Annotated in this window: 4 protein-coding genes and 1 pseudogene; 2 read left to right on the forward strand and 3 right to left on the reverse strand. The window is 59.2% G+C overall.

The features are described from left to right. The coding region (locus ACIQ47_RS15450; protein WP_396438934.1) for a GNAT family N-acetyltransferase at positions 1–285 on the forward strand (285 nt) is incomplete at its 5' end. Here ACIQ47_RS15450 and ACIQ47_RS15455 read toward each other — a convergent pair. The 3 genes from ACIQ47_RS15455 to ACIQ47_RS15465 form a co-directional block, all read right to left on the reverse strand. Further along, positions 266–1,399, reverse strand: a complete 1,134-nt coding sequence (locus ACIQ47_RS15455; protein ID WP_396438935.1) for a hypothetical protein — start codon at positions 1,397–1,399, stop codon at positions 266–268. The genes ACIQ47_RS15450 and ACIQ47_RS15455 overlap by 20 nt on opposite strands. 112 nt (positions 1,400–1,511) lie before the next feature. Then, positions 1,512–1,826, reverse strand: a complete 315-nt coding sequence (locus ACIQ47_RS15460) for a BrnA antitoxin family protein (protein ID WP_396438936.1) — start codon at positions 1,824–1,826, stop codon at positions 1,512–1,514. Positions 1,827–1,890: 64 nt separating this feature from the next. Beyond that, on the reverse strand, positions 1,891–2,070 hold the full coding sequence (locus ACIQ47_RS15465; RefSeq protein ID WP_396438937.1) for a BrnT family toxin: 180 nt from the start codon (positions 2,068–2,070) through the stop codon (positions 1,891–1,893). A 168-nt stretch (positions 2,071–2,238) separates the two neighbouring features. Here ACIQ47_RS15465 and ACIQ47_RS15470 point away from each other — a divergent pair. Beyond that, positions 2,239–3,413: pseudogene (locus ACIQ47_RS15470) on the forward strand (radical SAM protein); the annotation flags it as partial.

Raw genomic sequence — 3,413 nt, forward strand, 5'->3', positions numbered from 1 at the left:
GTGGGCTTGGTCAACTGCATCGAAGGCTACTCCACCTTCAAGGCGCAGCCCCTGATGAACATCCACGACATCGCCGTGCTGCCGGGTCACCGGGGTGCAGGTGTTGGTCAGGCTTTGTTGTCGGCTGCCGAGCAACACGCCAAGGACCGCGCTTGCTGCAAGCTGACACTGGAGGTGCTGACGGGCAACACGCGGGCCTTAAAAAGTTATCTGGGCTTTGGCTTTGAGCCCTACGCGCTCGATCCCGCAGCGGGTCAGGCCAGCTTCATGCAGAAGTGGCTTTAGCCAGCTGCCACTGCTCTTTGAGCCAGCGCTTGAGTTCGGCCTCGTTTTGAATCCGGCGCAAGTCGGCCGCCAGGCTGTCGGCACTGTGGCGCTGGTCGGCCTGAATGCGCTGCAGTGACTGACTCAAGGTGGCTTCATCGGCATCCGCGCGAACCGGCACGCACAGTTCGCGACTCAGGCGGTTTTCCAGTTGATCCAAATCGTCTTCCAGCGCGGCCACCTGCTCCGTGAGCAACAAGGACATGGCGATCAGCTTGTCGTCGGCCATGCGTGCCGTGCCCCCCTTGTTTTGCGGGTTGACCTGCGTCACTTGCATTTGCAGACGCAGCAAGGTGGTCAGATCGTTTTTTTCATAGGCGGCGTTGACCTCGCTCATCAAGCCGGTCTTGCGCAGGCGCTCTTGTTCATCCGGCTCACGGTCGGGGTGCAAGGCGCTGGCCAGTTGCCGAAAGATGGTGCGAATGGCGCTTTTGGCGTCCAGCTCGCGCGTCTGGGCAGCGGGCACTTCGCCCTTGTCTGCGGCAGCGCTTTTCTTTTGAGCTTGTTTTTGGGCTTGGCGGGCTGTGCGCTTGGCGTTCTTTTTGGCCTCGTTGGCCTCTTGCTGTTGTTGCCACTGGCGCATGCCTGCAGCCATCATCTCTTCGGGTGTCTGGTACTGGCTGGGTTTTTCAATCGGCTGGCCCAGCGCTTCTTCGATGCGCTCGCGCAAACGTTGCGCGGCCTCGGCCTGCTCCTCGGCGGCTTCTTGCTCGTCTTCTTCGCTCACATACAGGTCAACCAAGGCCTGAACCTGTGGGTCATTGGTGGCTGCCAAATGCGCCATCAAACCCCGCACCAGCCCCCGAGCCATTCGCTGCTGCCGATCGGTGAAGTCTGCAGTTTGCAGGCGCTCATGCACAAAGAGCAGCAAACTTTTGCGGTGCGCCTGCGACAGCTGCACCGACTCGCGCAGGGCCTGAATGTGCGCATAACGGTGCTTGTCAGACCAAGCTTCCAGGCGCTGAATCTGCCCCGATAGCCGTTCGATCTGGGCCAGCAAGTCGTTGAAGCGTTGTTGTGCGGGGGTGAGCCGGTCTTGATCGACGGGCTGGACAATGAGGTCTAAGAGGCTCAAGAGAAAACCGGAATGGGGTGCTTGAAAGGCATAACGGCTTGGAGGAAGGTTTTCATCATGGGTGTGTTGTGACGCAGCACTGCCGCGATTGTCAAAGCTGGCAGGGTCTTGCTTATTTCGCGTGCGCTTTGTGCGCCTCAACGTAAGAGCGCAGAACAGCGTTCATGCGCGACTGATAGCGCTTGCCGCTGTCTTTGAAAAAATCCAACACCTCGGCATCAATGCGCAAGGTGATTTGCTTTTTGGTGTGCGGCAACTGCTCGGCCGCCTTCATCCAAACCGCATCCGGCCTGAACGGCGCATCGCTGGTATCGATCTGATCGTCAGGCAACGTGGCCAAAGCCGACAAACGCGACTTTTGCGCTTCGGTCAATGGCGGTGGTTGCTTGGGGTCAAGCGTTAGCTTCACGGTATTGTTTTTGCTCATGAGAAAGTGCCTTTCTAGCGAAAATGATGCGAATGGTGTCCTCATGCCTGACGGTATAAACCACTTAGAGGACAGACGCATAGGCTTGCCCGATCGTGGCCCAACGGTCTTCACCATGGTCCTCGCGCCCGTCGTAACTTTCAAGTCGCCCACCATCCAGAAAAACCCGCGCAGCGTCTTCAAAAGCAACTCGGTGCTTTTGAAGGTTCAATGCTGCCTTGGCCGAGTCCCATTCGAATTCCATACGGGCCTATTGTTGTTTCATTTTGTAGTTACGTCAAGACTGGATTGCCAACATCATTTGACCCATCCCCTGCTCTGCCGATTTCAACCCGAATGAGAGATGTCCCTTTTTCCGCAATGGCGCGTTGTCCCCCGCCGATAATCCTCTCAGTTTTTCACTTTTCTGCCCATGCCCAGCCCAGCCCCGTTCAAAGTCCTGAGCCTCATCCCGCCGATGACGCAGCTCAACACGCCCTACCCGTCCACGGCTTACCTGACGGGTTTCTTGCGTTCGAGGGGTTTCGATGCGGTGCAAGAAGACCTGGCCCTGGCCACCGTGCTGGCTTTGCTGAACAAGAAGGGGCTGACCGATTTGCGCGATACAGCCTTGGCTTTGCCGGTCGAAGAGCGCTCAGGCCCGGTGAACTTTTTTCTCGACCATTTCAACGACTACGCGGTCAGCATCGACCCGGTGATCACCTTCTTGCAGGGCCGCGACAGCACGCTCAGCCACCGCATCGCAGGCCGTGGCTTTTTGCCCGAAGGCCCGCGCTTTGCAGCGCTCGACGCTTACGAAGACGACGGCACCGGCGACCCGATTGGCTGGGCGTTTGGCGCTTTGGGCCAAACCGACCGCGCCCACCACTTGGCCACGCTGTACCTGAACGACCTGGCCGATGTGCTGCGCGATGCGGTAGACGAAGGTTTTGAATTTGTGCGCTACGCCGAGCGCCTGGCCGCCAGCCAACCCAGCTTTGACGCGCTGGCCCAAGCGCTGGCCCAGCCCCCGAATTTGATCGACACCACGCTGGAACGCTTGGCGTTGCAGGCCATTGAGCGGCACCAGCCCACCTTGGTGTTGCTGTCGGTGCCCTTCCCCGGTTCGGTGTATGCGGCTTTTCGCATCGCCCAGTGCATCAAGCGGGCGCACCCAACCATCCGCATTGGCCTGGGTGGCGGCTTTGTGAACACCGAGCTGCGCGAGTTGAAAGACGTGCGCGTGTTCGACCATGTGGACTTCGTCACGCTCGACGGCGGCGAACGCCCGCTGCTCAGCCTGATTGAGCACCTGCAGGGCCAACGCAGCCTGCAGCGCCTGCAGCGCACCTTCATCAAGAGCGAATCAGGTCAGGTGCAGTACATCAACCTGCAAGAGCCCGACATCCCGTTTGAAGAGGTGGGCACGGCCACTTGGGACGGTTTGCCGCTGCACAAATATTTATCGCTGCTGGACATGCTCAACCCGATGAACCGGCTGTGGAGCGACGGACGTTGGAACAAACTCACCGTGGCGCACGGCTGCTACTGGAAAAAGTGCAGCTTTTGCGACGTGAGCCTGGACTACATCAGCCGCTACGAAACCGC

Origin of the sequence: Limnohabitans sp. (assembly GCF_044373035.1) — a bacterium.
Classification (GTDB): domain Bacteria; phylum Pseudomonadota; class Gammaproteobacteria; order Burkholderiales; family Burkholderiaceae_C; genus Limnohabitans_A.

Coding starts and splice junctions, on each gene's coding strand:
- ACIQ47_RS15460 (WP_396438936.1), bottom strand. CDS start 1,826: ATGAGCAAAAACAATACCGTGAAGCTAACGCTTGACCCCAAGCAACCA.
- ACIQ47_RS15465 (WP_396438937.1), bottom strand. CDS start 2,070: ATGGAATTCGAATGGGACTCGGCCAAGGCAGCATTGAACCTTCAAAAG.